This is a genomic window from Kitasatospora papulosa (assembly GCF_000717245.1).
In the GTDB taxonomy this organism is placed as follows: Bacteria; Actinomycetota; Actinomycetes; order Streptomycetales; family Streptomycetaceae; genus Streptomyces; species Streptomyces papulosus.
Map to the genome: position 1 here is coordinate 137,707 of NZ_JNYQ01000009.1, position 26,134 is coordinate 163,840.

At 72.2% G+C, this 26,134-nt stretch carries 20 protein-coding genes and 1 pseudogene; 12 read left to right on the forward strand and 9 right to left on the reverse strand.

Annotation, left to right across the window (positions count from 1 at the left end):
* Nucleotides 1-15 precede the first annotated feature (15 nt).
* The gene (locus IA22_RS0123060) at nt 16-1,218 is read right to left on the reverse strand and encodes a S8 family peptidase (RefSeq protein ID WP_015579293.1); all 1,203 of its coding nucleotides are present in this window, start codon (nt 1,216-1,218) and stop codon (nt 16-18) included.
* 306 nt (nt 1,219-1,524) lie between these two features.
* On the opposite strand from IA22_RS0123060, the pseudogene IA22_RS34220 reads away from it, so the two are divergent.
* The 5 genes and pseudogenes from IA22_RS34220 to IA22_RS0123085 form a co-directional block, all read left to right on the forward strand.
* Nucleotides 1,525-2,541 (forward strand): annotated as a pseudogene (locus IA22_RS34220) (nucleotide sugar dehydrogenase); the annotation flags it as partial.
* Between the two features lie 9 nt (nt 2,542-2,550).
* Entirely contained in the window at nt 2,551-2,946 is a 396-nt protein-coding gene (locus IA22_RS38120; protein ID WP_338108244.1) for a UDP binding domain-containing protein, read from the forward strand.
* The gene (locus tag IA22_RS0123070) at nt 2,943-3,890 is read left to right on the forward strand and encodes a hypothetical protein (RefSeq protein WP_030124705.1); all 948 of its coding nucleotides are present in this window, start codon (nt 2,943-2,945) and stop codon (nt 3,888-3,890) included. Before IA22_RS38120 ends, IA22_RS0123070 begins: the two co-directional genes overlap by 4 nt.
* A gap of 123 nt (nt 3,891-4,013) precedes the next feature.
* The gene (locus IA22_RS0123075) at nt 4,014-5,366 is read left to right on the forward strand and encodes a glycosyltransferase family 2 protein (protein WP_245229596.1); all 1,353 of its coding nucleotides are present in this window, start codon (nt 4,014-4,016) and stop codon (nt 5,364-5,366) included.
* Nucleotides 5,367-5,466: 100 nt separating this feature from the next.
* Nucleotides 5,467-7,002 carry a polysaccharide deacetylase family protein gene (locus IA22_RS0123085; RefSeq protein WP_030124707.1) on the forward strand — a complete coding sequence of 512 codons (1,536 nt, stop codon included), beginning with the start codon at nt 5,467-5,469 and terminating at the stop codon, nt 7,000-7,002.
* A gap of 9 nt (nt 7,003-7,011) precedes the next feature.
* Here the strand turns inward: IA22_RS0123085 and mgt are convergent, their stop codons facing one another.
* From mgt to IA22_RS0123105, 4 genes are all read right to left on the reverse strand, one after another.
* Nucleotides 7,012-8,205 carry a macrolide-inactivating glycosyltransferase gene (gene mgt / locus IA22_RS0123090; RefSeq protein ID WP_030124708.1) on the reverse strand — a complete coding sequence of 398 codons (1,194 nt, stop codon included), beginning with the start codon at nt 8,203-8,205 and terminating at the stop codon, nt 7,012-7,014.
* A 63-nt stretch (nt 8,206-8,268) separates the two neighbouring features.
* Complete coding sequence (locus tag IA22_RS0123095; RefSeq protein ID WP_030124709.1) at nt 8,269-9,573, reverse strand: ABC transporter substrate-binding protein; 1,305 nt, start codon at nt 9,571-9,573, stop codon at nt 8,269-8,271.
* Entirely contained in the window at nt 9,573-10,412 is an 840-nt protein-coding gene (locus IA22_RS0123100) for a carbohydrate ABC transporter permease (RefSeq protein WP_030124710.1), read from the reverse strand. The genes IA22_RS0123095 and IA22_RS0123100 overlap by 1 nt, the downstream gene beginning before the upstream one ends.
* The gene (locus IA22_RS0123105) at nt 10,409-11,362 is read right to left on the reverse strand and encodes a carbohydrate ABC transporter permease (RefSeq protein WP_030124711.1); all 954 of its coding nucleotides are present in this window, start codon (nt 11,360-11,362) and stop codon (nt 10,409-10,411) included. Before IA22_RS0123105 ends, IA22_RS0123100 begins: the two co-directional genes overlap by 4 nt.
* Before the next feature lie 125 nt (nt 11,363-11,487).
* On the opposite strand from IA22_RS0123105, the gene IA22_RS0123110 reads away from it, so the two are divergent.
* Nucleotides 11,488-12,354 carry a phosphotransferase enzyme family protein gene (locus IA22_RS0123110; RefSeq protein WP_015579282.1) on the forward strand — a complete coding sequence of 289 codons (867 nt, stop codon included), beginning with the start codon at nt 11,488-11,490 and terminating at the stop codon, nt 12,352-12,354.
* A gap of 142 nt (nt 12,355-12,496) precedes the next feature.
* The gene (locus tag IA22_RS0123115) at nt 12,497-12,862 is read left to right on the forward strand and encodes a DUF4333 domain-containing protein (protein WP_030124712.1); all 366 of its coding nucleotides are present in this window, start codon (nt 12,497-12,499) and stop codon (nt 12,860-12,862) included.
* Nucleotides 12,863-12,889: 27 nt separating this feature from the next.
* Here the strand turns inward: IA22_RS0123115 and IA22_RS0123120 are convergent, their stop codons facing one another.
* The gene (locus IA22_RS0123120; protein WP_015579280.1) at nt 12,890-13,615 is read right to left on the reverse strand and encodes a 3'-5' exonuclease; all 726 of its coding nucleotides are present in this window, start codon (nt 13,613-13,615) and stop codon (nt 12,890-12,892) included.
* An 81-nt stretch (nt 13,616-13,696) separates the two neighbouring features.
* The gene (locus IA22_RS0123125; RefSeq protein ID WP_014153295.1) at nt 13,697-14,929 is read right to left on the reverse strand and encodes an SAV2148 family HEPN domain-containing protein; all 1,233 of its coding nucleotides are present in this window, start codon (nt 14,927-14,929) and stop codon (nt 13,697-13,699) included.
* 379 nt (nt 14,930-15,308) lie between these two features.
* Here IA22_RS0123125 and glgX point away from each other — a divergent pair, with 379 nt between their 5' ends.
* Both glgX and treY read left to right on the forward strand, forming a co-directional pair.
* On the forward strand, nt 15,309-17,465 hold the full coding sequence (gene glgX, locus IA22_RS0123130) for a glycogen debranching protein GlgX (protein WP_014153296.1): 2,157 nt from the start codon (nt 15,309-15,311) through the stop codon (nt 17,463-17,465).
* 97 nt (nt 17,466-17,562) lie between these two features.
* Nucleotides 17,563-19,977, forward strand: a complete 2,415-nt coding sequence (gene treY / locus IA22_RS0123135) for a malto-oligosyltrehalose synthase (protein ID WP_014153297.1) — start codon at nt 17,563-17,565, stop codon at nt 19,975-19,977.
* Nucleotides 19,978-19,995: 18 nt separating this feature from the next.
* Here the strand turns inward: treY and IA22_RS0123140 are convergent, their stop codons facing one another.
* The gene (locus IA22_RS0123140) at nt 19,996-20,562 is read right to left on the reverse strand and encodes a DUF1707 and FHA domain-containing protein (RefSeq protein WP_014153298.1); all 567 of its coding nucleotides are present in this window, start codon (nt 20,560-20,562) and stop codon (nt 19,996-19,998) included.
* Nucleotides 20,563-20,726: 164 nt separating this feature from the next.
* Here IA22_RS0123140 and IA22_RS0123145 point away from each other — a divergent pair, with 164 nt between their 5' ends.
* Entirely contained in the window at nt 20,727-21,686 is a 960-nt protein-coding gene (locus tag IA22_RS0123145; protein WP_030124713.1) for a GNAT family N-acetyltransferase, read from the forward strand.
* 206 nt (nt 21,687-21,892) lie between these two features.
* Complete coding sequence (locus IA22_RS0123155; RefSeq protein WP_030124714.1) at nt 21,893-22,804, forward strand: GNAT family N-acetyltransferase; 912 nt, start codon at nt 21,893-21,895, stop codon at nt 22,802-22,804.
* Here IA22_RS0123155 and IA22_RS0123160 read toward each other — a convergent pair.
* The gene (locus tag IA22_RS0123160) at nt 22,776-24,161 is read right to left on the reverse strand and encodes a GH1 family beta-glucosidase (RefSeq protein ID WP_014153301.1); all 1,386 of its coding nucleotides are present in this window, start codon (nt 24,159-24,161) and stop codon (nt 22,776-22,778) included. The genes IA22_RS0123155 and IA22_RS0123160 overlap by 29 nt on opposite strands.
* A 203-nt stretch (nt 24,162-24,364) precedes the next feature.
* Here IA22_RS0123160 and treZ point away from each other — a divergent pair, with 203 nt between their 5' ends.
* A complete protein-coding gene (treZ, locus tag IA22_RS0123165; RefSeq protein WP_030124715.1) occupies nt 24,365-26,125 on the forward strand; it encodes a malto-oligosyltrehalose trehalohydrolase in 1,761 nt (586 codons plus the stop codon).
* The last annotated feature ends 9 nt before the right edge of the window (nt 26,126-26,134 follow it).

The following is a 26,134-nucleotide window of genomic DNA, read 5'->3' on the forward strand; positions in this document are numbered from 1 at the left end:
TCCGGTCCGGTACGGCTACTCCACGACCTTCAGGAGCTTGTTCGCCGTGCCCTCGGTCGCGTTGGAGATCGCGTCCGGGGTTGCCCCGTCGGTGAGCGCCTTGGCGACCTCCTCGGGGGTGGCGTCGGGGTGCCCGCCGAGGTAGACGGCCGCGGCTCCGACGACGTGGGGGGTCGCCATCGACGTGCCCGAGATCGTGTTCGTCGCGTCGTCGCTGTCGTTCCAGGCCGACGTGATGTCCGAACCCGGCGCGTAGATGTCCACGACCGAGCCGAAGTTGGAGAACGACGACTGCTCGTCGTCCTCGGTGGACGAGGCGACCGTGATGGCCTCGGGGACGCGGGAGGGGGAGCCCTCACCGGCGTCGCTCGACTCGTTGCCCGCGGCGACCGCGAAGGTCACGCCGGAGGCGATGGCCTTCTCCACCGCGGCGTCGAGCGCCGGGTCGGCGCCCCCGCCCAGGCTCATGTTGGCGACGGACGGGCCCTCGTGGTTCGCGGTGACCCAGTCGATGCCCGCCACGACCTGCTCGGTGGTGCCCGAACCGGCGTCGTCCAGGACCCGGACGGCCACGATCTTCGCCTTCTTGGCGACGCCGTGGGCGGCGCCCGCGATGGTCCCGGCCACATGCGTGCCGTGCCCGTTGCCGTCGTCGGCGTCCTCGTCGTTGTCCACGGCGTCGAAGCCCGAGGTGGCGCGGCCCTCGAAGTCCTTGTGGGTGACGCGGACACCGGTGTCGATGACGTACGCCGTGACGTCTCCGCCGGCGGCGTCCGGGTAGGTGTAGGCACCGTCACCGGCGGTCTCGGCCTGGTCTATACGGTCCAGACCCCAGGACGGCGGGTTGTCCTGCGTGGCGTCGATGTGGAACTTCTTGTTCTGGACGACCTTGGAGACGGCCGGGTCGGCGGCGAGCCGCTTGGCCTCGGTCTCCGAGAGGCCGCTGGCCGAGAAGCCGTTGATGGCCGACTTGTAGGTCCGCTGGAGGGTGCCGCCGTACTCCTTGGCCAGCCCGGCCTTGTCGGCCTTCTGGTCCAGCATCACGATGTAGCTGCCGGACACGGCTGTCGCCGCGTCCGCGCCGTAGACGGTGCCCGTCGCGGGAGCCGGGGCGGCTCCGGCGAACGGGGTGGCGAGCAGGGTCACACCCGCGGCGGCGGCCACGGCAGTGATCGATGCGGTGAGCTTGGCCGAGCGAGCGCGCTTGTGAAGTGCCATGAAGAGGGGTCTCCTCGTCATTCTTTGTGGGGGGATTGGCCCTCGGCCGGAAGATCTCCGGGGGCTGGGTCGAAACACTGCTCGATTGACGCGCCCAGATCAAGAACTTCATGTAGCCGTCACGCAGTCGGCAAGCTTTCGCCACACAAAACCGACGCAGTCCATTTCATTCAGGACAAAACTTCCGATCGACTCCCGAGCATACGAACGTACTTAAGTTCAGGAAGAGTGAACTTGCCCTGATCAGGCACGAATACCTTCACCTTGTTGCCGAACAACCGCGAAACGGAATGACATGTTTCGCTTGTGCACACCGCAAGCAACCCACCACGCCCGTCCCCCGAGGACCCGTGGCTCATCACTCCGCCGACCGGGCGCGACGCCGAGGGGCCGGACCGGTCCGGCCGGTGCGCGACGGCCGACCCCGCCGAGCCCGTCACGTCCGCGCACCTCCCGTCGCAGACGCAGGGCGGGCGCCGCGCCACCGTCGCCGTCGTCGGGCTCGGCTACGTCGGACTGCCGACCGCGCTGTCCCTCCACGCGGCCGGCCACACGGTGGTCGGTGTGGACACGAGCGAGCTCCGGCTGGACGCCATCCGGTCCGGGCGGGCCGACCTGCTGCCGTCCCAGCACGACCGGCTGGCCTCGGCCCTCCACGACACAGGATTCCGGCTGACGGCGGACCCCGCCGCGGTCGCCGCGGCGGACGCGGTGATCATCTGCGTGCCGACCCCGGTCGACGAGCGGCTCACGCCCGATCTGCGCGCGCTGACCACCGCGTGCTCGTCCGTGGTGGCGCACGCGGTCCGGGGGCAGCTGCTGGTGCTCACCTCGACCAGCTACGTCGGCACCACGCGCGACCACCTCGTCGAACCGCTCACGGCACGCAGACTGCTGCCCGGCACCGAGGTGTTCGTGGCGTTCGCCCCCGAGCGGATCGATCCGGGGAACCCTGCCCACTCCCCCGAGAGGACCCCGCGCGTCGTCGGCGGCATCACCCCCCGCAGCACCGAACTCGCCGCCTCGCTGCTCGCCGGGACCGCGTCCTTCGTCCATCGGGTGGACAGCCCGGAGGCCGCCGAGATGAGCAAGCTGTGGGAGAACACCTTCCGGGCCGTCAACATCGCGCTGGCGAACGAACTGGCGGAGAACTGACTTGAGTTCGCACTGGATCCCCGACAGGTCATCGAGGCCGCCGCGACCAAGCCGTACGGCTTCATGCCCTTCCGTCCCGGCGCGGGAGCCGGAGGCCACTGCATCCCCTGCGACCCGCACTACCTGTTGTGGCAGCTGCGGGCACGGAAGGTGGCGTCCCCGCTGGTGGACGCGGCGATGGCGGCGATCGCGGAGCGCCCCGCCCGGGTCGCGGGGAAGGCGCGCGACGCACTCGCGGCACGTGGCCTGGGAACGACCGGTTCCCAGGTACTGGTCCTCGGCGTCGCCTACAAGCCGGGAGTGAGCGACCTCCGCGAGAGCCCCGCGCTGGAGATCATCGACCTGCTGACGGCGTGGGGCGCCTCCGTCGCGTACACCGACCCCCTGGTGCCCCGCCTGGAGCGACGGGGCACCGTCCTGCACAGTGTCGACGCCCCCGAGGCCGTGGACTGGGATCTGGTCGTCGTCCACACCGTGCACCCGGGTGCCGCGCTGGACTGGCTGGAACGCGGTCCCGCCGTCCTCGACGTCACGCACCGCTTCCCGGCCGCGGCCACCGGCGCCGCCGTATGACCGCCCCCTCCGCCCCGGGCGGGAACCGCGCGCCGAGCCGCCGCGCGCTGCTCACCGCCGCGGTCGCCACCCCCGCCGCCGGACTCGCCGGGGCACTCGCCGCGGACCGGCCGGATCCGGACCCGCCGGCCGACGGGAAGGCACCGGGAGCCGGCCCGGCCCCGGCCGACGGCCCGACGGAGACGGAATCCCCTGATCCGCCCGGTGACCAGGCCCCCTTCCGCCCGGTCCTCCCCTCCGATGGCCTCGTCACCAACGAATACGCCTTCAGCAGGCCCGACGCCGACGACGCCCGTCACTCCCGGGACTGGGTCGTCACCAGCGGTTCGCTGCTGGCACGCTGGACCTTCGGATGGACCGGCGTACCCGACGGGGAGCCGCCCGGTCCCGGCTCCGCCCTCCACACCGGGTCGTCCGTCTTCCGGCTCGTCAGCCGCCGCCGGGACTTCGGCGACACCGCCGTGCGGTGCTGGGTGTACCTGAGACCCCCCGGTGCCACCGACCGCACCCCCGCGCGCGACTGGGACGGCGGGCACCTCTGGCTCCGCTACCACAGCGCGCAGGAGCTGTACGCCCTGAGCTTCCGCCGCCGGGACGGCAAGGTCGTCCTCAAGCGCAAACACCCGGCCCCGGGCAGACCCGCGGACGAGGAAGGCGTGTACACCACCCTGGCCACGGCCCGTCACGCCCTCGGCCACGACCGCTGGCATCAGATCTGCGGCACGGTGAGCGGCCCTCGGGACGGCCGGGTCCGGATCACGCTGTCCCTGAACGGGCGGACGGTCCTCGACGCGGAGGACGAGGACCCCGGCAGGCTGGTCACGGCAGGCGGGGTCGGGCTGCGCGGTGACAACACGGAAATGGCGTTCTTCGGCTTCACGGCGGGGAACCACACGGGCGGCCGCCCCCGGGCGGAGCCCCCGGCAGAAGGGACACCCCGGTGAACGCCCTCCACAGGACGCCCGTCCGCCCTCCGCTCCCCGTGCCGCACGGGGCCCGCACCCCCCCGCGGCCTCCGGGCGGTCGAGCGGCGTGTCGCCCGCGCCGACCCCGCGATCCGGCACGGTGTGCGCAGGCTGCTCGTCCTGCTCCTCCTGATGCCGCTCCTGCTCGTCCTGGCCCATCACACCGCCCGGCTGCCCCGGCTGAGCCTGCCCGTCTGCTACGGACTCGTCGTGCTGGCCGGCACGATCACCCTGCTCTACATCGCCTACAGCCGGTACGAGGACCCGGCCGAGGGCGAACTGCGGGTGCGTCCGGGGCCCGAGGAAACGTTCCCGCCGCTGCCCGCGCACCCCATGGTCGCCTTCCTGCTCGCCGTCAAGGACGAGGTGGACGGCATCGAGGCGTGCGTGCGCTCCATGGCCGCCTCCGACTGCCCCGGGGTGAGGATCGTCGTGGTGGACGACCACTCCCAGGACGGCACCCGCGACGTACTGCGCCGGCTGGAGGACGACCTCGGCATCACCGTCGTGTACCTGGACGCCAACGTCGGCAAGAAGCACGCGCTGGTGCGTGCCTGCGAGTTCGCCGCCGACACCGAGATCATCGCCTTCACCGACTCCGACTGCGTCCTCGCCCCCGACGCGCTGCGCCGCTGTGTGCGCGCGCTGGTCACCCATCCCGAGCTGGGCGCCGTGAGCGGTCACTGCCGGGCCCTGAACACGGATTCCGGTTTCCTGGCCCGCGCCCAGGACGTCTGGTACGAGGGGCAGTTCAGGGTGTCCAAGGCGGCCGAGGCGTCCTTCGGCTCGGTGTCCTGCGTCTCGGGCCCCCTCGCCGTGTTCCGCCGGGACGCCATCTTCAACTACCTTCCCGCGTGGGCCGACGACCGTTTCATGGGCGCCCCGTTCCGCTTCGCCACGGACCGCCAGCTGACCGGGTACGTCCTCGGACAGGCGTGGCGCGGACAGGCGCTCAAGCGCCGCTACGCCGGATCCCCGTTCACCGCGGAGGACTTCGCCGAGCGCCGCTGGCGCGTCGGCTACGTGCGCTCCGCGAAGGTGTGGACCGATGTGCCGGCCCGGCTGGGCACCCTGCTGCGCCAGCAGGTCCGCTGGAAGAAGAGCTTCGTCCGCAACCTCTTCTTCACCGGTTCCTTCATGTGGCGACGCGGCCCGGGGGCCGCCGCGCTCTACTACGGCCATGTGCTGTGGGTCCTGGCGGCGCCGGTGATGGCGTTCAGCCATCTGGTCTGGGCACCGGCCCACGGCGCCCTGTTCCTGACCCTGCTCTACCTCTGCGGGGTGGTCCTCAAGGGCTGCGTGTGGGGGCTCGCGTACCGGATCGATCATCCCGGGGACAGCCGCTGGCGCTACCGGCCTCTGATGAGCCTGTTCTCCTCGGTGCTGCTGGCCTGGCTGTTGCCGTACTCCCTGCTCACCGTCCGGCGCGGCGTGTGGTCGAGAGGAGCGGCATGAGAGATCTGACCCGTCTGGCCGCCCGGCTGCTGGCCACGCTGCTGAGTGCGGCCGCCGTCGTCGCCGTGTACCTGCTCGTACTCTCCCGGGGGACGCTTCCGTGAACCGTTCGGGACCCGGTCGGGTGCTTCTCGGGCTGCTGGCCCTGACGTTGGTCTGCGTGCCCTTCTACGGCGCCTGGCGGTGGAACGATTTCCGCGGGGCGGTGACCGCGCAGGAGGAGCCGGGGCCTCGCGGTGCCGCGCCCGCCGGCGGGCCTCCCCCGGAGCGTCGATCGGCGAACACCGCTCCTGTCGTGCTGGCGTACCACGACATCGGCCGGGACAGCCGCAGCCGCTTCACGGTGACCCCCGAGGCGTTCGACGCCCAGCTCGCGGCCCTCACCTCGGCGGGCTACCGCACGCTGGACAGCGAGGAGTTCATCGCGTATCTGCGCGGAGGGCCGGCCCCGTCCCCCCGCTCCGTGTTCCTCACCTTCGACGACGGAACGCACGGACTGTGGGTGCATGCCGACCGCGTCCTCGCCAAGCACCGCATGCGGGCGGCCGCCTTCCTGATCACCCGTTCCGTGGGGAGTCATCGCCCGTACTACCTCTCCTGGGAGGAGATCGGACGCATGGCACGGTCGGGTCGCTGGGACTTCGAGAACCACACCTGGGACCTGCACCGGCGGGCGGCCGTGGACGGGAGCGGGCGCGCCTCGTCCGCCCTGGCCTCCCGGCTGTGGCTGCCGCGGGAGCGGCGGCAGGAGACGGTGCGGGAGTACCGGCGGCGGGTCGAAGGCGATCTCGACCGGTCCGTCGCCGACTTCGTCCGGCACGGTCTGCCCCGGCCCCGGCTCTTCGCCTATCCCTTCTCCGAGTCGCAGGAGCGCGGTTCGGCGACGCCCACGAACCGGTCGCTGCGCGAGGCGCTCGCCGAGCGGTTCGTGGCCTCCCTGACGAACAGCTCCGACCGCCCGCTGCCGTCCGGGCGCAGGGCGGCCGCCGCCGGTGAGGTGCAACGGGTGGAGGTCACCGCGGAGACGAGCGCCCGGGAACTCCTGGCCGCCGTGGGGCGCTGGACGTCCGTGACGCCGGCCGAGTGTCCCGATCCACTCACGCAGCCACGGTGGTGGCGGCGCAACGACCGGTCGGGGACGGACGGCCTGGGGGCGCTGACCGGCACGGGCCCGTACCCGGCTGCCACCGGATACGCCGCCGCCTCGTACCGGCCGGCCGGCACCGCCGACTGGAGCCGCTACACGGTCGACGCCCGGATCGGCGGGCTGCGGGAGTCGCGCAACAACATCGGTCTGCTGGTGCGCGACGGCAGTCTCGCCCCGCTCACGGTGGCGCTCAGCTACAGCTACGTGCGCCTCCTGGAGCACCGTGACGGCCGGTGGCACGAGGTCGGACGCCGCAAGCTGACGAACTCCGTCGAACACCGGGTCGGCGTCACCGTGGAGGACGGTCGTACCGTGGTCGTCGTCGACGGCGGCATCCGGATCGAGCGGGCCGCGCGGGTGACCGGCGGCGACGGGACCGGCGGGGTCGCCGTCAGCGTGCGCAACGGTGACCCCGCCGGGAGCTGGCCGCGCTTCGAGTCCCTGACGGTGCACCCCTCGGCGGAGGCGGCTGCGGCCCCGGAGCGGTGAGGCATCTGCTCAGGCGGGCAGTTCGGCCTCGATGAGGTCGGCTGCCCGCCCGGTCCCGCCCTCCTCGGCCATCCGGCCCCGGATCAGCGTCAGTCGCGCGGCCACGTCCGGATCGTCGGCCAGGGCGAGGACGGCGGCGCGCAGGGACGCGGCGTCCGCCTCCTCCTTCGGCAGGTGCCGGGCGACTCCGAGTGACTGGAGCATGTCCGCGTTGCCGAACTGGTCGACAGCCTGCGGAACCGCCACCATCGGGGTGCCGGTGGCGAGTCCCTCCTGGCTGCCGCCCGCTCCCGCGTGGGTGATGAAGGCGTCCGCCTGCTTCAGCACCGACAGCTGCGGGACCCAGGGGTGCACCTCGATGTTCGGCGGTACGTGCCCCAGGTCCGCCGGGTCGACCTGCGCGCCGATCTGGAGCACCACGTGCCAGCCCGGAAGGCCGCCGAAGGCCTCGACGCATTCCCGGTAGAACGCGGGTCCACCGGTGAACGACGATCCGAGGGAGACGAGCAGTACCTTCTCCGCGTCGGCCGGCCGCTTCCACTCCCCCTGGTCGGCGCGTTCGCCCTGGCAGGCGCCGACGAAGGTGAACCGCGCGTGGTCCACCCGGTCGGCGTTCGGCTGGAGCGCCTCCGGGATCAGCACGAGACCGCGGCGGGGGCGGGCCACGAAGTCCTCGGACGAGAGATCGCCCAGTCCGTTCACGGCGAGCCAGTCCGCGAAGCGCCCGAAGTAGGCCCTGCCTCTCTCGGTCCTCCGGACCTCGGCGTTCCGGGGCTCCCCCACCTCTTCCGCGTACCCCTCCCAGGGAACCATGTTGGGCCAGAGCTGGACTGCGGGGACGCCCCAGCGGTGGGCGAGGACGCGCGCCGGATAGGCGGTGATGTCGTGCAGGACGAGGTCGGGTTCGTCTCCGGCGAAGGCGTCGGCGAGCTGGGGAAGCGCCTGGACGGCGTCGTCCAGGAACGGCTCGATGTGGTCGATGAGTTCGCTCCCCCAGTCCTCCTGACGGGTGGGGAGGGTGGAGGTGTAGACGACGGGCTCGGCTCCGGTGGCGGCGACCGTGTCGGCGAAGGAGGCCGGGACGGCGTAGCTGACGCGGTGCCCACGGCCGACGAGCTCCCGGATCACTTCCAGGCTCGGATTCACGTGCCCGTGGGCGGCGATGGAGAACATGGCGATGTGGGCGCGCGGTGGCGTTGTCATGCCACCAAGGTAAGCGAGACGATACGTCTCGTCCAGTTGATTTCGCCGTCTCTCGTCCCGGAATCAGCGCTGATAGCGGGCCAGCACCCGATTCCCGTCCTCGACCAGGCGTTTCCTCAGCTCCGCGGTCCCGATCGCACCGCTGTAGTACTCCTGGAGCGCGGGCGTGGCGACCTTGTCCTTCCACTCGGGGTAGCCCCGGACCGACTGCGCGGGTGCGGGGCGGAGCGCCCGGGCGAGCGCGGTGCCCGTGGCCCAGCCGTTCTCCGTGGTGCGCAGGGCGGGGTCGGCGAGCGCCTCGGTCCCCGTCGGCAGCATCCAGTCGCCCTTGGCGAGCCGGACCATGTTCGCGGGACGCAGCAGGAAGTCGACGAACCGCACGGCCTCCTTCTTGTGCGGGCTGTCCTCGGCGACCGAGAGGGTCTGCGGGCTGACCCCCTGCGCGAGCCCCGCACTGCCGGCGGGCACCGGCAGCACCGACCATGCGAAGCCCTCGGGGGCCTGTTCGACGACCTGCTGGCGGTAGGAGAAACCCAGCGGGACCATCGCGTACTTCCCGCCGAACAAGCCGGGAAGAGTGTCCGAACCTCCCATGCCGAGGGACGGACGCGCCGCGCTGCGGTCCGAGACGACCTGGTCCCGGACGGTGCCGGGCATGACCCCGTCGCCCTCGTCGAACCGGATGGTCACCTTTCCGTCGGCGCCGCGGTGGAAGAGCCGCCCGCCGGAGGAGAGGCCCAGGTTGAGCGTGACGGATACCGGCTCCTTGAGCGGCCAGGCGACCCCGTACGTCCCCTTCTTCGTGAGCTCCGCGGTGACCTGCCGGAATTCCGGCCAGCTCCAGGGCTTCGCGGGGGTCGGGATCCTGACGCCGGAGGCCTCGAGGAGCTCGGTGTTGGCGATCAGGACCTTGGGTTCCTGGAGGAAGGGCACTCCGTACACGCCGCCGTCGAAGGTGGTGGTCGCCCAGGACTGCCGCGGGATGTCCTCGGTCAGCCGGTCCGGCAGCAGGGTCCGCAGGTCGGCGAGGTAGCCGCCGTACGCGAAGTCCGCGAGGTCGTCCGAGGCGTCGTGGATGATGTCGGGCGCCTCGCCGCCCTCGAAGGAGGTGAGCAACTGGTCGTGGACGTTGTCCCAGCTGCCCTGGACGTAGTCCACCTGGACGTCCGGGTGGGTGGCGTTCCATTCCCGTACGAGCTGCTTGTTGGCGTCGACGGACTCCTTCTGCCAGGCCAGCGACTGGAAGCTGAGCCGGATCGTGCCGTCCGCCTCCGTGCCGCGGCCGTCGTCGCCCGAGCAGCCGGCCAGCAGGAGCGCGAGAGCGGTGGTCACCGCGGTGGCCAGGGCGGGCAGGCGTCGGCGGGGCATCAGTTCTTCACCGCCCCGGCCGTCAGACCGCCGGTGATGCGCCTCTGGATGACCGCGAAGAGCACGAGGGAGGGCAGGGTGGCCAGGAACGCGGCGGCGGCGAGCGGCCCGAGGTCGGCCACCCCCTCCGCGCCGAGGAAGTGGGTGAGGACGACCGGCAAGGTCTGATTCTCCGGGGTCTTGAGCAGGACGAGCGCGAAGAAGAACTCGTTCCACGCGGTGATGAACGCGAAGAGGGCGGTGGCGACGATGCCCGGGGCCAGCAGCGGCGCGGTGACCGAGACGAGGATCCGCGCCTTCCCCGCCCCGTCGACCGCTGCGGCCTCCTCCAGTTCGGGCGGCACGGCCCGTACGTATCCGGCGAGCATCCAGAGCGCGAAGGGCAGGGACCAGACGACGTACACCAGGATCAGCCCCCACAGCGAGTTGATCAGGTGCAGGTACTTGAGGACCAGGAACAGCGGGATGATCACCAGCACGAAGGGGAAGGCCTGGCTGACCACGACCCATCCGGTGGCGGCCGTGGAGAGGCGCCCGCGGTGGCGGGCCGTCACATAGGCCATGGGCGTGGCGATGACGACCGCGATCAGGGCGGCGCAGAGCGCGGCGGTGAGCGAGTTGGCCGCGGCCCTGAGCAGCGGCTGTTCGTCGAAGGCCTGGCGGAAGTTGTCCAGCGTCGGGTCCTGGGGGATCCACGTGGGGTGCAGCGAGCCGAGCTCACGGGCCGGCTTGAAAGCGGTGGAGATCAGCCAGAGGAAGGGGAACGCGAGGAAGGCGAGGTAGCACAGGAGCGCGGCGTACTGCCCGGCGCGCACCGTTCCGCTCGTACGCGGGCTCATGCGTCCTCGCCTCCTCTGAGCCGTCCGACGAGGTACAGGGCGAGGAGTACCGAGATGACGGCGACCATCACGCATCCCATCGCGGCGGCGTAGCCGAACTGCCCGTAGCGGAAGGCCTCCTCGTAGGCGAAGAGCATGGGCAGCCGGGTGCGGCCGCCCGGTCCGCCGCTGGTCAGGACGTAGACCAGCGCGAAGGAGTTGAAGTTCCAGATGAAGTTGAGCGCGCTGATCGCGAGGGCCACCGGCCTGATGGCGGGCCAGGTGACCGTACGGAAGCGGCGCCAGGCGCCGGCTCCGTCGAGGGCTGCCGCCTCGTGGAGTTCGTGCGGGGTGTTCTGCAGTCCGGCCAGCAGCGCCACGGTGGTCTGCGGCATGCCGGCCCAGATACCGACGACGATCACGGCGGGCAGCGCGGTGGCGAGTCCGGTCAGCCAGTCCCTGCCGTCGCCCAGCCCGAGATCGCGGACGGTCTCGTTGAGGATGCCGGCGTCCGGGTTGTAGACCAGACGCCACATGATGCCGACGACGACCTCGGGCATGGCCCAGGGGATGATCGCGAGGGCCCTGGCGAGCCAGCGCATCCGCAGGTTCGCGTTCAGCAGCAGGGCGAGGCCGAGGGCGAGCACGAACTGCGGGACCGTGACCCCGACCGCCCACAGCAGGCCGATCCGGAAGGAGTCCCAGAACAGGGTGTCGTGCAGGAGGTCCTGGAAGTTGAGGACGCCGACCCACTGGGTGGAGCGGGTGCGGCCCGACTGGGCGTCGGTGAAGGCCAGCGCGATGCCGTACAGCAGGGGGCCGACGCTCAGGATCAGGATCGGGATCAGCGCGGGCAGCACCAGGAACCAGGTGGCGCCGTCCCGTCGGCGGCCGTCACGTCGGCGGCCGTCGCCCCGTCCGCCCCGCGGGGCGCCGCGCCCGGACCGCACCGTCGCGGTCGCCAGTGTCATGAATTCGACCCCTTTGCCTCTTCGGATCGGTTTCATCCCTGTATTGCCGCCCGGGCTGCCCCCGTCATCGTGCTGACGGCCCGCCCGTTCGTCAAGGTGGCCTGCGCGGATGAGAAAATCAGGCCATGGACGAGATGCGCGCACGCGAGGTACTCACCGCCGCCGGACTGCCCGGCGGGGCGGAACTCCTCGCGCTGGGCGAGAACGCGGTGTTCGCCGTCGGCGACCTGGTGGTCAAGACCGGCCGGGACGCCACGCACCATCCGGAGCTGCGGGAACGGGCCGAGCGCGAGGTGGCCGTCGCCCGTTGGCTCGCCGCCTCCGGCGTACCCGCCGTGCGGGCGGCCGAACCCACGGCCCGGCTGGTGGAGGGCCACCCGGTGACGGTGTGGCACCGGCTGCCCGACGCCGTGCGCCCGTCCGAACCGCGCGATCTCGCCCCGCTGCTCACCCAGGTGCACGCGCTGCCGGCACCGGAGGGCTTCACACTGCCCCGCCGTGAGCTGCTCGGTGGCGTGGAACGCTGGCTGCGGCTCGCGGGGGACGCGATCGACCCGGCCGACGCGGACTACCTGCGCGGCCGGCGCGACGGCTTCGCGAAGGCCGCCGCCGCTCTCGCCCCGCACCTTCCGCCGGGGCCGATCCACGGCGACGCGCTCCCCCGCAACGTCCATGTCGGCCCGGAGGGTGCGGTGCTCGTCGACCTGGAGACCTTCTCCTTCGACCTGCGCGAGCACGACCTCGTGGTCCTCGCGCTCTCCCGTGACCGGTACGGCCTGCCCTCCGACGCCTACGACGCGTTCACCGAGGCGTACGGCTGGGACGTGCGCGCGTGGGAAGGATGCGCGGTGCTGCGCGGCGCGCGGGAGACCGCCAGCTGCGCCTGGGTCTCCCAGCACGCACCGGCGAACCCGAAGGCACTGGCCGAGTTCCGGCGCCGGGTGGCCTCGCTGCGCCAGGACGACCCCGAGGTGCGCTGGTACCCCTTCTGACCGCGCTTCCGCCCCGGTCCGGAACGGCGTGTTCCCGAGCGCTGCCGGAGGTGGGTGGACCGTCCCCTCCGGCGGCGGGCGCGGAACGCGGCGCCGCGTAGGCTACGGCGTCCGCCTTGATCATTCGATGAACGGAGCCCTCATGGCCCTGCCCCGCTCGACCGCGGCGACGTGGATCCTGTCGGCCGTGGCCGTGGCCGTGACCGCGGGCGTCCTGCTCACCGGCTGCTCGGCTTCGGTCAGCGTCGGGAAGAGCGACCCGAAGCTGTCGGCGGACGAACTGGCCGCCACGGTCTCCGAGAAGCTCGCCCGGACGACGGGACAGCCGGAGCCGGACATCACCTGCCCCGAGGACCTGGCCGGGAAGGTCGGCACCACGACCAGGTGCGAGCTCACCGCGGACGACGGCAGCACCCTCGGCGTGACGGTCACCGTCACCTCGGTCGACGGGGAGCGGATCAACTTCGGCATCAAGGCCGACGAGACGGCGTCATCGGCTGCCGGCTGACCTCCCGGGACGGCCCCGTCGGCGTCGTCAGGCCGCGGGCTCCCGCCTCCGGGGAACGAGCGGCCACGCCGGCTCGACGACCGCCGCCGGGTCGGCGGTGCGCCGCAGGTAGGCCTGCAGGGACTGCGACTGCTCGGCTGCCGCACGCACCTGGAGGCCGTGCAGCTCCTCCAGCGGCATGGCCCCGACGGGCCGGTGCTTCTCCGCCATGCGCCGCACCACGCGGGCGGCGGCAACCGCGTCCGCCCTCGCGTCGTGGGCGTCGTCGAGCCGTACGCCGTAGTGGGCGCACAGGGCGTGCAGGGCCCGCTTCCCCTTCCGGTACTTGTCGACGTGCTTGTCGATCACGAGGGGATCGATGACGGGCGAGGGCGCGTCCCCGAGCCGCTCGCTGACCGAATCGACGCCGTACCGCCGGCACTCACGGTCGAGCAGCGACAGGTCGTAGCGCGCGTTCATGACCACCAGGGGTGTTCCCGAGCGGAGCCCGTCGGCGACGGCCCGTGTGATCTCCTCGATCGCGGCGGCGGCCGGCAGACCGTGCTCGCGGGCGCGTTCCGTCGAGATGCCGTGGATCGCCGACGCCTGTTCGGGTATGGCCACGCCGGGATCCAGCAGCCAGGTCAGCTCGGCCGACACGGATCCGTCGGCCTCCAGCCGGACGACCGCCGCCGTCACGATGCGATCGGTCTCGACGTCCGTCCCCGTGGTCTCCAGGTCGAACGCCAGCAGCGGCCCGCTGATCCAGCTCATCCCGCATCTTCCCTTCAGTGGTGCTTTCCCCCGAGTGACGACCACCTTCGCACGCACCACTGACAACCCCCGGAGGGGACGTCAGGAGACGGGCCTGGAGTCCGTCCAGACCGACTCGAACTCCTCGCGGTACGTCTCGAAGAGGCCGTGCTCACTGTCCTGCCCCGCCCTGACCACCGCACGCCCCCCGCCACGGAGCACCAGGACGGGCGCCTCCATGCCGCGGGCACGGCGCAGATACGGCTGGACGACCCCGACCGCGTCGGCCCCGTCCCCGTCGACCAGGTAGGCGGTGAAGCGCGGCGTCTCGTCGAAGACGTGGATCTGAAAGGCCCCAGGGTCACGGAGTCTGGAGCGGACCCGGCGCATGTGGAGGATGTTCATCTCCACGGAGCGGCTCAGTTCGCCCTTCTTGAGTCCGAGTTCGCGCTCCCTGCGCTTGACCGCGCTGCTCGCCGGGTTGATGAACAGCAGCCGCACCCGGCAGCCCGACTCGGCGAGGCGGACCAGACGGCGTCCCGAGAAGTTCTGCGTGAGGAGGTTGAGTCCTATACCGATCGCGTCCAGCCGGCGCGCGCCGCCGAACAGGTCCTCGGCGGGCAGCTGACGCTGCAGGCGCACCCGGTCGGGGTGGACGGAGACGACGTCGGCGTAGCGGTCGCCGACCAGCTCCTCCACGGCGTCCACGGGCAGCCGGTCGGCGGACGGGACCGCCGCCCCGTTGCCGAGGATCTCCAGCAGCCGCGCGGACGCCCTCTCGGCCTGGGCCAGGACCGCCTCGTTCAGCGCCCGGTTGCGGGAGACGACGTTGCGCGCCACCTCCAGCTCGTCGAGGGCGAGCTCCACCTCGCGGCGGTCGTCGAAGTACGGCTCGAAGCACGGCCAGTGCTGGACCATCAGCTCGCGCAGCTGCGGCAGCGTGAGGAAGCTCAGGACGTTGTCGTCGGCCGGGTCGAGCAGATAGCCCTTGCGGCGCGAGACCTCCCGGACGGCGACCGCGCGCTGCACCCACTCCTGCCCCGCGGGCCCCGCGGCGGCGACCACCCAGTCCTCGCCGTGCACCGGTTCGTAGATCGGCCGGATCACGGCGGAGACCACGGCACGCAGCCGCTGCTCCACCAGGTTCAGCCAGATGTAGGCACGCCCCGCCCGCTGGGCGCGCGTGCGCACCTCGTTCCAGGCGTCCGCTCCCCAGTCCAGCTCAGCACCGATCTCCATGGGCTGTGCGAGGGAGACAGCCCCTGGCGGGGCATCGGTCGATTCCCCCTCGTGACCCGCGTCACCTGGGGGCAGCTCGAACCCTCCCGAGCTCACCCGTGTACCGCCTTCCACTCCCCCACCAACGATCAAGGAAGGGTACTCCGGTAGCGGGAGCCGGTGCAGCAGGATGCACAGGCTCCTTACTCAACTCCCCTATCTCGAGCGTCCGTTCCTTGCGGTGAGATCGGGTGGAGTGAGATGGTTCATAGTGATTGCGCACCCCCTCGCACGCCACAGGACGGACGGAGGAGGCGCCCGGCGGTCCGGGCCCCTGTCCGGGCGACACCGAGGTGTGCCAGGTTGACCGGCCCGGCGGGACGACACGACGGAACCCGGCCGCACCGCTCGACGTACTAGGTACAGGACCGTCTTTCGGGGAGTATCGGGGCGAAAACCCCCCAGCACCCGGATCAGAAGTGGAAGAGTCCTATCTATGCAGGTCTGGCCGGGACACGCGTATCCGCTCGGTGCCACGTACGACGGCGCCGGAACCAACTTCGCGGTCTTCTCGGAGGCCGCCGACCGAATCGAGTTGTGCCTGCTGCACGACGACGGTTCAGAAACGGCGGTGGAGCTCCGCGAGACCGACGCCTTCGTCCGTCACGCCTATCTGCCCGGGGTGATGCCGGGGCAGCGCTACGGCTTCCGGGCGCACGGGCCCTACGAACCGCAGCACGGGCGGCGCTGCAACTCCGCGAAGCTGCTCCTCGACCCCTACGCACGCGCGATCTCCGGGCAGATCCAGTGGGGCGAGGCGGTGTACGGCTATCCGTTCGGCAAGCCGGACGAGCGCAACGACCTGGACTCGGCGCCGCACACGATGAGCTCGGTCGTGGTCAATCCGTACTTCGACTGGGGCGACGACCGCCGCCCGCGCACCGACTACCACCGCACGGTGATCTACGAGGCCCATGTGAAGGGCCTGACGATGCTTCACCCGGGCCTGCCCGAGGAGCTGCGCGGCACCTACGCGGGGCTCGCGCATCCCGAGATCATCGCCCATCTGACGGAGCTCGGGGTCACCGCGATCGAGCTGATGCCGGTGCACCAGTTCGTCCAGGACCACCGGCTCGCCGACGCCGGCCTGGCCAACTACTGGGGCTACAACACCATCGGCTTCTTCGCCCCGCACAACGCCTACGCCTCCTGGGGCGACCGCGGCGAGCAGGTGCTGGAGTTCAAGCAGGCGGTGAAGGCGCTGCACCAGGCGGGGATCGAGGTGATCCTCGACGTGGTCTACAACCACACTGCGGAGGGCAACCACCTGGGTCCGACGCTCTCGTTCCGGGGCCTGGACAACGCCTCGTACTACCGGCTGGCCGACGACCAGAAGTACTACATGGACACCACGGGCACGGGGAACTCCCTGCTGATGCGGTCGCCGCACGTGCTCCAGCTGATCATGGACTCGCTGCGGTACTGGGTGACCGAGATGCATGTGGACGGCTTCCGCTTCGACCTGGCCGCGACCCTCGCACGCCAGTTCCACGAGGTGGACCGGCTGTCCTCCTTCTTCGACCTGGTCCAGCAGGACCCGGTGGTCAGCCAGGTGAAGCTGATCGCCGAGCCCTGGGACGTGGGCGAGGGCGGTTACCAGGTGGGGAACTTCCCGCCGCTGTGGACCGAGTGGAACGGCAAGTACCGGGACACGGTGCGGGACCTGTGGCGGGGCGAGCCCCGGACCCTCGCGGAGTTCGCCGGGCGCCTCACGGGTTCCTCCGACCTCTACCAGGACGACGGCAGGCGCCCGCTGGCCTCGATCAACTTCACCACGTGCCACGACGGTTTCACGCTGCACGACCTGGTCTCCTACAACGACAAGCGCAACGACGCCAACGGCGAGGGCAACCGGGACGGCGAGAGCCACAACCGTTCGTGGAACTGCGGCGCGGAGGGCGAGACCGAGGACAAGGAGATCCTCGAACTGCGCAGCCGTCAGATGCGCAACTTCATCGCCACCCTGATGCTGTCCCAGGGCGTGCCCATGCTGAGTCACGGGGACGAGTTCGCGCGTACGCAGCGGGGCAACAACAACGGCTACTGCCAGGACAACGAGCTCTCCTGGGTCCACTGGCCGGACCCGGCCGCCGCCTCGCACGGGAAGGACGGCGACGAGGACGGTGACGCCACGGACACCAGCCTGCTGGAGTTCACCCGGTCCATGGTCTGGCTGCGCCGGGACCACCCGGTCTTCCGGCGCAGACGCTTCTTCCACGGCCGTCCGGTGGAGGGCACGCACGACGAGCTGTCCGACATCGCGTGGTTCACCCCGAGGGGCGAGGAGATGACCCAGCGGGACTGGCAGGCCGCGCACGCGAAGGCCATGACGGTCTTCCTCAACGGCCACGCGATCTCCGAACCGGGCCCGCGCGGTGAGCGGATCGCCGACGACTCCTTCCTGCTCATGTTCAACGCGGGCGCCGAGACCCTGGAGTTCGCCGTCCCGATGAATCACGGCAGGCAGTGGCAGGTCGTCGTGGACACGGCCGTCCCGGACGGGGTGCCCCCAGGTGCGGGGCCCAAGGTGTCCGCGGGCGAGCGGGTGACGCTGATCGGGCGCAGTCTGACGGTGCTCAAGCGTCCGGCGTAGGCCGTTGGGGTGACGGGCACCGGCCGGGCGGCCGCCGGGCCGGTGCCGGGTCGCCGGAAGGTGGGAGAGAGGCTCCCGGCTGGGTACGTACGAGTCCATGACGCCCACCGCCACGTACCGGCTTCAGCTCCAACCGGACTTCCCGTTCGCCGCCGCCGCCGACGCCGTGCCGTACCTCGCCGAGCTCGGCGTCTCGCATCTGCACCTGTCCCCCGTCCTGGAGGCCGTGCCCGGCTCCGGGCACGGCTACGACGTCGTCGACCACGGCTCGGTGCGGGCCGAGTTCGGGGGCGAGGAGGGCCTGCGGGAGCTGGCCGTCACGGCTCGCGCGCACGGCCTCGGGCTGATCCTGGACATCGTGCCGAACCACATGGCGGCCGCGCCCCGGTACAACCTGGCGCTGTGGGAGGTGCTGCGCGAGGGCCCCGAGTCCCCGTACGCCCGCTGGTTCGACATCGACTGGGCCGCGGGCGGCGGGAAGGTGCTGCTGCCCGTGCTGGCGGGCCGTGTCGGTGAGGAGAGCGACGCCTTCGAGCCGGGCACCCGGGACGACGGCTCGCCGGTGCTCCGCCACGGCGATCTGGAGTTCCCGCTCCGCGCGGGCACGGAGGGCCTCCCGCTGCCCGAGCTGCTGGCCGCGCAGCACTACCGCCTCGCCTGGTGGCGGCTGGCGAGGACAGAGCTGAACTACCGCCGGTTCTTCACCATCTCGGACCTGATCGGCGTCCGGGTGGAGCATCCCGAGGTCTTCACCGCGACGCACCGCAAGATCCTGGAGCTGGTCCGCGACGGAGTCGTCGACGGGCTGCGTATCGACCACCCGGACGGGCTGGCCGATCCCGCCGCGTATCTCGGGCGGCTCGGTGACGCCACCGGCGGCCGGTGGACGGTGGTGGAGAAGATCCTCACCGGTTCCGAGACCCTGCCCGCCGGCTGGGCGGTCGCGGGGACGACCGGGTACGACGCGCTGCACCGGATCGACGGGCTGTTCACGGACCCCATGGGTGCGGCGGATCTCCTGGGCCGTTACCGGGACTTCGCGGGCCCGCCGGGCGACCGCGGCGGCTACTGGACCGCGACGGTGCGGCGCGCGGCGTACCGCGTGGTCACCCACGAGCTCGCCGCCGAGACGGAGTGGCTGACCCGTCTCGCCGTCGAGGTGTGCGCCGGGGACACCGCCCTCCGGGACCACGCGCCGTGGGCCCTGCGCACGGCGGTACGCGAACTGCTGGTCCGGGTGCCCGTGTACCGGCCGTACGTGACGGCGGGCGGTCCGCTCACGGAGGTCGCCGAGGCGACGCTCCCGGCCGAGGCGGTACGGGACGCCAAGGCTGCCTTCGCGGTCTCCCAGGAGGCGGAGGCCGTGGACGTGGTGCGGGATCTGGCGCTGGGCCGCCTCGGTGCCGGACCGGCGCGGTCGGCGTTCTGCGCCCGGTTCGCCCAGACGGCGTCCGCGCTGCACGCCAAGTCGGTGGAGGACACGGCGTTCTACCGGTACGTTCCGCTGATCTCGGCGACCGAGGTGGGCGGCGACCCGGGCCGGCCGGCGGTGAGCCCGGAGGAGTTCCACGCCTTCTGTGCCCGTGTCGCCCGGGACTGGCCGGCGACCGGCACGGTGCTCACCACGCACGACACGAAGCGCAGCGGGGACGTCCGCGCCCGGGTCGCGGTGCTGTCCGAGTGCCCGGAGCGGTGGTCGTCGCTGGTGACGCAGCTGTCCAGGTCGACGCCGGTGCCGTCCCCGGACCCCCAGCTGGCCTGGCAGGCCTGGCAGTCGGCGTACGGGTGCGCGGGGCTGCCCGTCGGTGAGATGGCGGGGAGGCTGGAGCCGGCGCTGCTGAAGGCCGTGCGGGAGGCCGGCCTGTTCACCAGCTGGACCGAGCCCGATCCGGTGTACGAGCGTGCGGTGACCGACTTCGTGGCAGCCGGTCCGGGCGCCGACTCCGGTGAGGCGCGCTCCGCGCTGACCCGGTTCGCGGACGCGCTCGCCCCCTTCGTACGGGCGAACGTGCTGGGTGCCGCGCTGGTGCACCTGACGATGCCCGGGGTGCCCGATCTGTACCAGGGCACGGAGCGGGACTACATCGCCCTGGTCGACCCCGACAACCGGCGGCCGTTCACCAGGCCCCCCTCGGGCGCGGACGAGAAGGCCGCGCTGACCACGGCCGCGCTCCGGCTGCGCCGGGAGCGCCCGGAGCTCTTCGGCGAGTCGGGCACCTACGCCCCGCTGACGGCCCACGGTCCCGCGGCCGCGCACTGTCTGGCGTTCGGCCGGTCCGGCGAGGTGGTCACGGCGGTGACCCGGCTGTCACTGCGGCTGGACGAGGAGGGCGGCTGGCGCGACACGGAGCTGGCGCTGCCCGGCGAGGGCCGGTGGAGCGATCTGCTGTCGCCGGGGCGGGAGTTCGAGGGGCCCGTGGTCCGCGTGGCGGAGCTCTTCGCGGACCGGCCGGTGGCGCTGCTCGTCAGGGCCGCGGGCGGGGCGCGCCGACAGGTGTCCGGCACGGGGTGACGGAGCGCGGCTGCCGGGTCAGGCCGGAGGCACGGGCAGCGACGCGGTGAGCCGGAAGGTCATCCGGCCGAAGCTCACCTGGTCGCCCTCGCGCACCACGACCGAGCCGACGACCCGCTGTCCGTTGACGCACGTGCCGTTCGTGGAGCCCAGGTCGCGCAGGATCCACCGGCTGCCGTGCGCGGTCAGTTCGGCGTGCATCCGGGACACCGTCTCGTGGCTGAGCCGGAGCCCGTTGCCGGGGTCGCGCCCGATGCGCAGGGGGTGCGGGCCCGGCACCGGCAGCAGGAGTTTCGGCAGCCGCTCGGACTGCCAGGCCCTGCGCAGACGGGCCGGGAAGGCGGAGACCTCGCCCACCGCGCGGAACAGGCCGCGGGACCAGCGTCCGTCGGTCTCCAGGTCCGAGGTGAGTGCCTTCAGCTCCTCGGAACGCCGGGCGGTCAGGGCTATTTCCATGCGTCGCAGGAAGGTGTCGTGGGAGAGCTTCCCCTGTGCGGCGCCGTCTCTGAGCGCACCGAGCACACGCTCGCGCTCGGCGTCCGAGAGCCGCGCGGGATACGTGTAGTGCTCGAAGGAGGACGTCACAGGACGATTGTCGGTCCGAGAGCCCCGGGGTGTCCAGACGATGCCCGTTTCCGCCCTCGCCTGACCTGCGCGGCAGGAGATAAATGCCGCCCGCCGCAGGCCTGGTGGTTGCTATCCTCCGGCGCCGCCGCCGAACGGTCCGGCACCCCCGTCGAGGAGACTCCGTGACCCCTGCGCCATCGGAACTGACCATCCGTCCGCTCACCGGAGCGGACGAACTCGGTCTCTTCCGCCGCCTTTCCTACGTGCTCGACCACGAGCTGGCCGACGACCTCGCCACGGGGCGTCGCCGTCCGGAGTGGATGTGGGTGGCCCTGCGCGGCGACCGCGTCCTCGGCCGGCTCTCCTGGTGGACGGGGCAGGAGGGCGGCAGCCCCCAGTTCCTGGACTTCTTCGACCTGGACGACACCCTGCCGGAGCCGGAGCGCGGCGCGATCGGGCTGGAGCTGGTGGAGAAGGCGACGGCCGCGGTCGTCCCGGCCGGGAGCCCCCGGCCCGAGTACGGCCGGTTCATCCCCCCGGACTGGCGCGAGGATCCCGCCGCGCGCGAGATCGTCGAGGCGCGGATACGGGTGATGGAGGCGAGCGGCGCCCGGATGCTGGTCGAGCGCCTGCGCCTGGAGTGGCGGGCGGGCACACCGGTGCCCCCGGACAGCGGCAGGCTGGTGTTCCGGCAGGTCTCCGGCCGCGAGGACCTCGTCGCGCTGATGGCCCCGGTGATGGAGGGGACCCTCGACGCGCACGGGCAGGCGGACCTGGCGTCCGGGCTGAGCGCCCGTGAGGCGGCCGAGAAGCAGTACGACGAGGAGTTCGCCGGTCTGCGGACTCCCCGGGAGTGGTGGCGCGTGGCCGAGCTGCCGAGCGGTGAGCCGGTCGGCTTCGTCGTCCCGGCGCGGAACAACTACCACCCGATGATCTCCTACATCGGGGTGCTTCCGGCGCACCGCGGGCACGGCTACATCGACGACATCCTCGCCGAGGGCACCAGGGTGCTCGCCGCCCAGGACGGTGTGGAGCGCATCCGGGCGGCGACGGACCTCGGCAACGTCCCCATGGCGAAGTCGTTCGCGCGCCTCGGTTACGTCAACTTCGAGCGTGCCTTCGACATGGTGTGGGACCACTGAGAAATCGGTGGACGTGAGGGGTCCGGGGGCCGTACCGTCGGCGCCCGGACACCCGCCCGGAGAGGGAAGGAGGCGAGACCCGTGCGCGACCCCGGCACCACCCGCAGCACCACGATCACGCGCTCCCGCTCCGCCCGCAGGCCGGTGTCGGACTCGGTCTGACCGGGAGCGCTCGCCCCTCGTCACCGAGTCCCGGAGGACTTCCCATGACCGACCTGGTCATCCGTCCGCTCGTCCCGAGCGACACCCGTCTCTTCCACACGCTCCACGATCCCGGTCTCGTCGGCCGGTCCGCGTTCGGACACCGCTGGGCCACCGTGGCCGACGGCGGCGAGTACCGCCCCGAGTGGACCTGGGTCGCCCTGCGCGACGGCGTCGTGGTCGCCCGGGCCGCCTGGTGGGGCGGGCCCGAGGACACCGAACCCGTACTGCTCAACTACTTCGACTTCGCCGAGGGTGAGGACGCCGCGGGCACCGAACTGCTGCGCCGCGCCCCCTGGTCCGTCGAGTACGAGCTGATCGTCCCCCCGGCCTGGCGTGCGGCCCCCGAGGTGCGGGCGGCCGCGTCGGCACGGATCGCGGCGGCCGAGGCCGCCGGGATGAAGCCGCTGGTCGAGCGCTACCGGTACGAGTGGACACCGGCGGACGGCCTGCCCGAGCGCCCCGGCCGGCTGGTGTTCCGCGAGGAGCCCGACGACGCGGTGATCCTGGACGTGCTGCGGCGCGTCCACTCCGTGACGCTGGACGCCCACGCGCGGCGCACCATCGCGGGCCCGGGCGGGCTGGAGCAGGCCGCCCGGGACGAGCTGGACTTCTTCCACTGGTGCCCCTCGCCCCGCTCGTGGTGGCAGCTCGCCCACACCCCGGACGGCGCGCTCGCGGGCATCCACGTGCCCGCCCGCAATCCGGGCGGCCCGTGCATCGGCTTCATCGGGGTCGTTCCCGAGGCGCGCGGGCACGGTTACGGCTACGACCTGCTCGTCGAATGCACCCGCTTCCTCGCCGGCGAGGGCGCCACGGCCGTCGCGGGCGCGACGGACCGGGGCAACGTGCCGATGGCCGCCGCGTTCGCCCGGGCCGGCCACCGCATCACCCAGGAGCGTGTTCACCTGGTGTGAGGGAGGGACCACCCGTGCGCTGGGCGCGGATCACGTCGCGGTACCAGGCGTAGGACTCCTTCGGGGTCCTGCGCAGGGTCTCGTAGTCGATGTGGACCAGGCCGAAGCGTTTGCTCGCGCCCTCGGTCCATTCGACGTTGTCGGTCAGTGACCAGGTGAAGTAGCCGCGCACGTCGACGCCGGCGTCGATGGCCGTGCGCAGCGCCTCCAGGTGCCCCTCCAGGAAGGCGATGCGGCGGCCGTCGGCGACGGGCTCGTCGACCGCGCAGCCGTTCTCGGTGATGTAGACGGGCGGCAGCCGGTCCCCGAAGCGGTCCCGCAGCTGGCCGAGCGTCTCGGCGAGTCCCTGGGGGACGACGGGCCAGCCGAAGTCGGTGGTGTCGTACCCCTCGATCTCCCTGATGCCGAAGGGGAGCCCGGAGGGCATCGAGTAGCCCGAGAAGGAGTCGAGCGCTTCCGGCCTGGGCGCTCCGACCAGGGTCGGGTTGTAGTAGTTGACGCCGTACCAGTCGAGGGGGACAGAGATGATCTTGAGGTCGTCCTCGACCGGGCCGGGCATCAGGGCCGCGAAGCCCTCGTCGGGGTACCGGCCGGTGAGGACGGGGTCGGCGAACAGCCAGTTGGTCAGGGTGTCGTAGAGCTCCGCGCCCGCACGGTCCTCGTCCGTGTCCCCGGCGGTCCAGACGGGCGAGTGGGAGAGCGCGATGCCGATGTTGCCGGCGCCCGCGGCGCGCAGCGCGCGTACGGCCAGGCCGTGGGCGAGCAGCTGGTGGTGGGCGGCCGGCAGGGCGTCGAAGAGGAGCGTGCGGCCGGGGGCGTGCTCGCCGAGGGCGTAGCCGAGCATCGTCACCTCGGCCGGTTCGTTGATGGTGATCCACATGGGGACCCGGTCGGCGAGGCGCTCGGCGACCATGCCCGCGTACTCGGCGAAGCGGTAGGCGGTGTCCCGGTTGAGCCAGCCGCCCGCCTCGTCCAGCGGGAGCGGGGTGTCCCAGTGGTAGAGCGTCGGGGCGGGGGTGATGCCGTGGGCACAGAGTTCGTCGACGAGCCGGTCGTAGAAATCCAGACCGGCGGGGTTGAGCGAACCGCTGCCGCCGGGCACGACCCGGGGCCAGCTGATGGAGAAGCGGAAGGCGTCGGCGCCGAGTCCGGCGAGCAGGGCCACGTCCTCGCGGTAGCGCTCGTGGAAGCCGGTTCCGCGGGTGGTGTCGGTGCCGTCCTTGATGCGGCCGGGCTGGGCCGCGAAGGCGTCCCAGCCGGAGAGCCCCTTGCCGTCGGCGTCGAAGGCCCCCTCCGTCTGGAAGGCGGAGGCGGAGGCGCCCCACAGGAAGCCGGGTGGGAAGGTCGGCACGGTCATCTCGGCCTCCAGCAGCCGTAAGAGGGACCTCGTGGTACTGCCCGGGCTCGCCGCGAATGAGCAGAACCCGGCAGGGCAATGATCAGGACCAGACCCTAACGGCCAGGTGTGGGCTCGCTCCAGTGTCCCGGGGCGGTGCGTACGGATTCCGCCGGCCGTGGGGACTCCGGCGTGGCATCAGGTGCATGGACGAGGAGTGCTGAATGCAGTTCGAGGTGTGGGCCCCCGAGGCCGGGTCGGCCGCGCTGTGCACGGCGGGCGGACGCCTGCCGATGGAGCGTGATGAGCGGCGCGCGGGCTGGTGGACGGCGGAGGCGGAGGCCGCCGACGGCGACCGCTACGGCTTCTCGCTCGACGGCGGCCCGGTGCTGCCAGATCCGCGGTCCCGGCGCCAGCCGGACGGGCCGGACGGCGGGAGCGCGGTCGTCGACCAGGACGCCCACACCTGGCGCGCCGCCTGGGCGGGGCGCGGGCTGCCGGGTGCGGTCCTGTACGAACTGCACATCGGCACGTTCACGGAGGCGGGCACCTTCGACGCCGCGGCGGAGCGGCTCGGCCATCTCGTGGAGCTCGGTGTCACCCATGTGTCCGTGATGCCCGTCTGCCCGTTCCCGGGAACCCACGGGTGGGGGTACGAAGGGGTGTCGCTCTGGGCGGTGCACGAGCCGTACGGTGGTCCGGGCGGACTGAAGCGTTTTGTCGACACGGCGCACGGGCTGGGTCTCGCCGTCGTCCTGGACGTGGTCCACAACCACCTGGGGCCCTCGGGCAACCACCTCCCGGCGTTCGGCCCGTACTTCACGGACACGCACCACACGCCCTGGGGCTCGGCCGTCAATCTCGACGCCCCCGGCTCCGACGAGGTACGGGCGTATCTGCTGGGCAGCGCGCTCGCCTGGCTGCGGGACTACCGGCTGGACGGTCTGCGTCTGGACGCCGTCCACGCGCTGGCCGACGGCAGGGCGCTCACCTTCCTGGAGGAGCTCTCCACCGCGGTCGACGCGCTCGCCTCGGAGCTCGGCCGGCCGCTCACGCTGATCGCGGAGTCCGACCTCTGCGACCCCCGCACGACGACCCCGCGCACCGAGGGCGGCATCGGGCTGCACGCCCAGTGGAACGACGACTTCCACCACGCCCTGCACACCGCGCTCACCGGCGAGTCCCAGGGCTACTACGCCGACTTCGCGACCGCCCCGCTGGCCGCACTCGCGAAGACCATGACGAAGGCCTTCTTCCACAACGGGACGTACTCCAGCTTCCGGGGCCGCGTGCACGGCCGCCCCGTGGACGCCGCCCGGACACCCGCCCACCGTTTCGTCGGCTACGCCCAGACCCATGACCAGATCGGCAACCGCGCCCTCGGTGACCGGCTCGCAGCCGGGCTCTCCCCGGGCCTCCAGGCGTGCGCGGCGGCGCTGGTGCTCACCGGGCCGTTCGTGCCGATGCTCTTCATGGGCGAGGAGTGGGGCGCCCGCACCCCCTGGCAGTTCTTCACCGACCACACCGACGAGGAACTCGCCCGCGCCGTACGCGACGGCCGGAGACGGGAGTTCGCGGCACACGGCTGGGCGGAGGAGGACATCCCCGATCCTCAGGACCCGGCCACCCGCGCCCGCTCCTGTCTCGACTGGAGCGAGCCGGAGCGGGACCCGCACGCGCGGCTGTACGCCTGGTACCGCGAGCTGGTCGCCCTGCGCCGCGCCCTGCCGGACCTCTCCGACCCGGACCTGGAGTCGGTGCGGACGGCGTACGACGAGGAGGCCCGCTGGATCGTGTGCCGGAGGGGCGATCTGCGGGTCGCGGTCAACCTCTCGGGGAAGCCGGCGGCCATTCCGCTGGGCGCCGCCCGGCGCCGGGCCGGCGGGGGCAGGGTGCTGGCGGCCTGGGAGCCGGTGCGGGCCCCCGGCGCCGACGGCCTGCTGCACCTGCCGGCGGAGTCGTGCGTGGTGCTGGCCGACAGCTGAGCGGCGTCT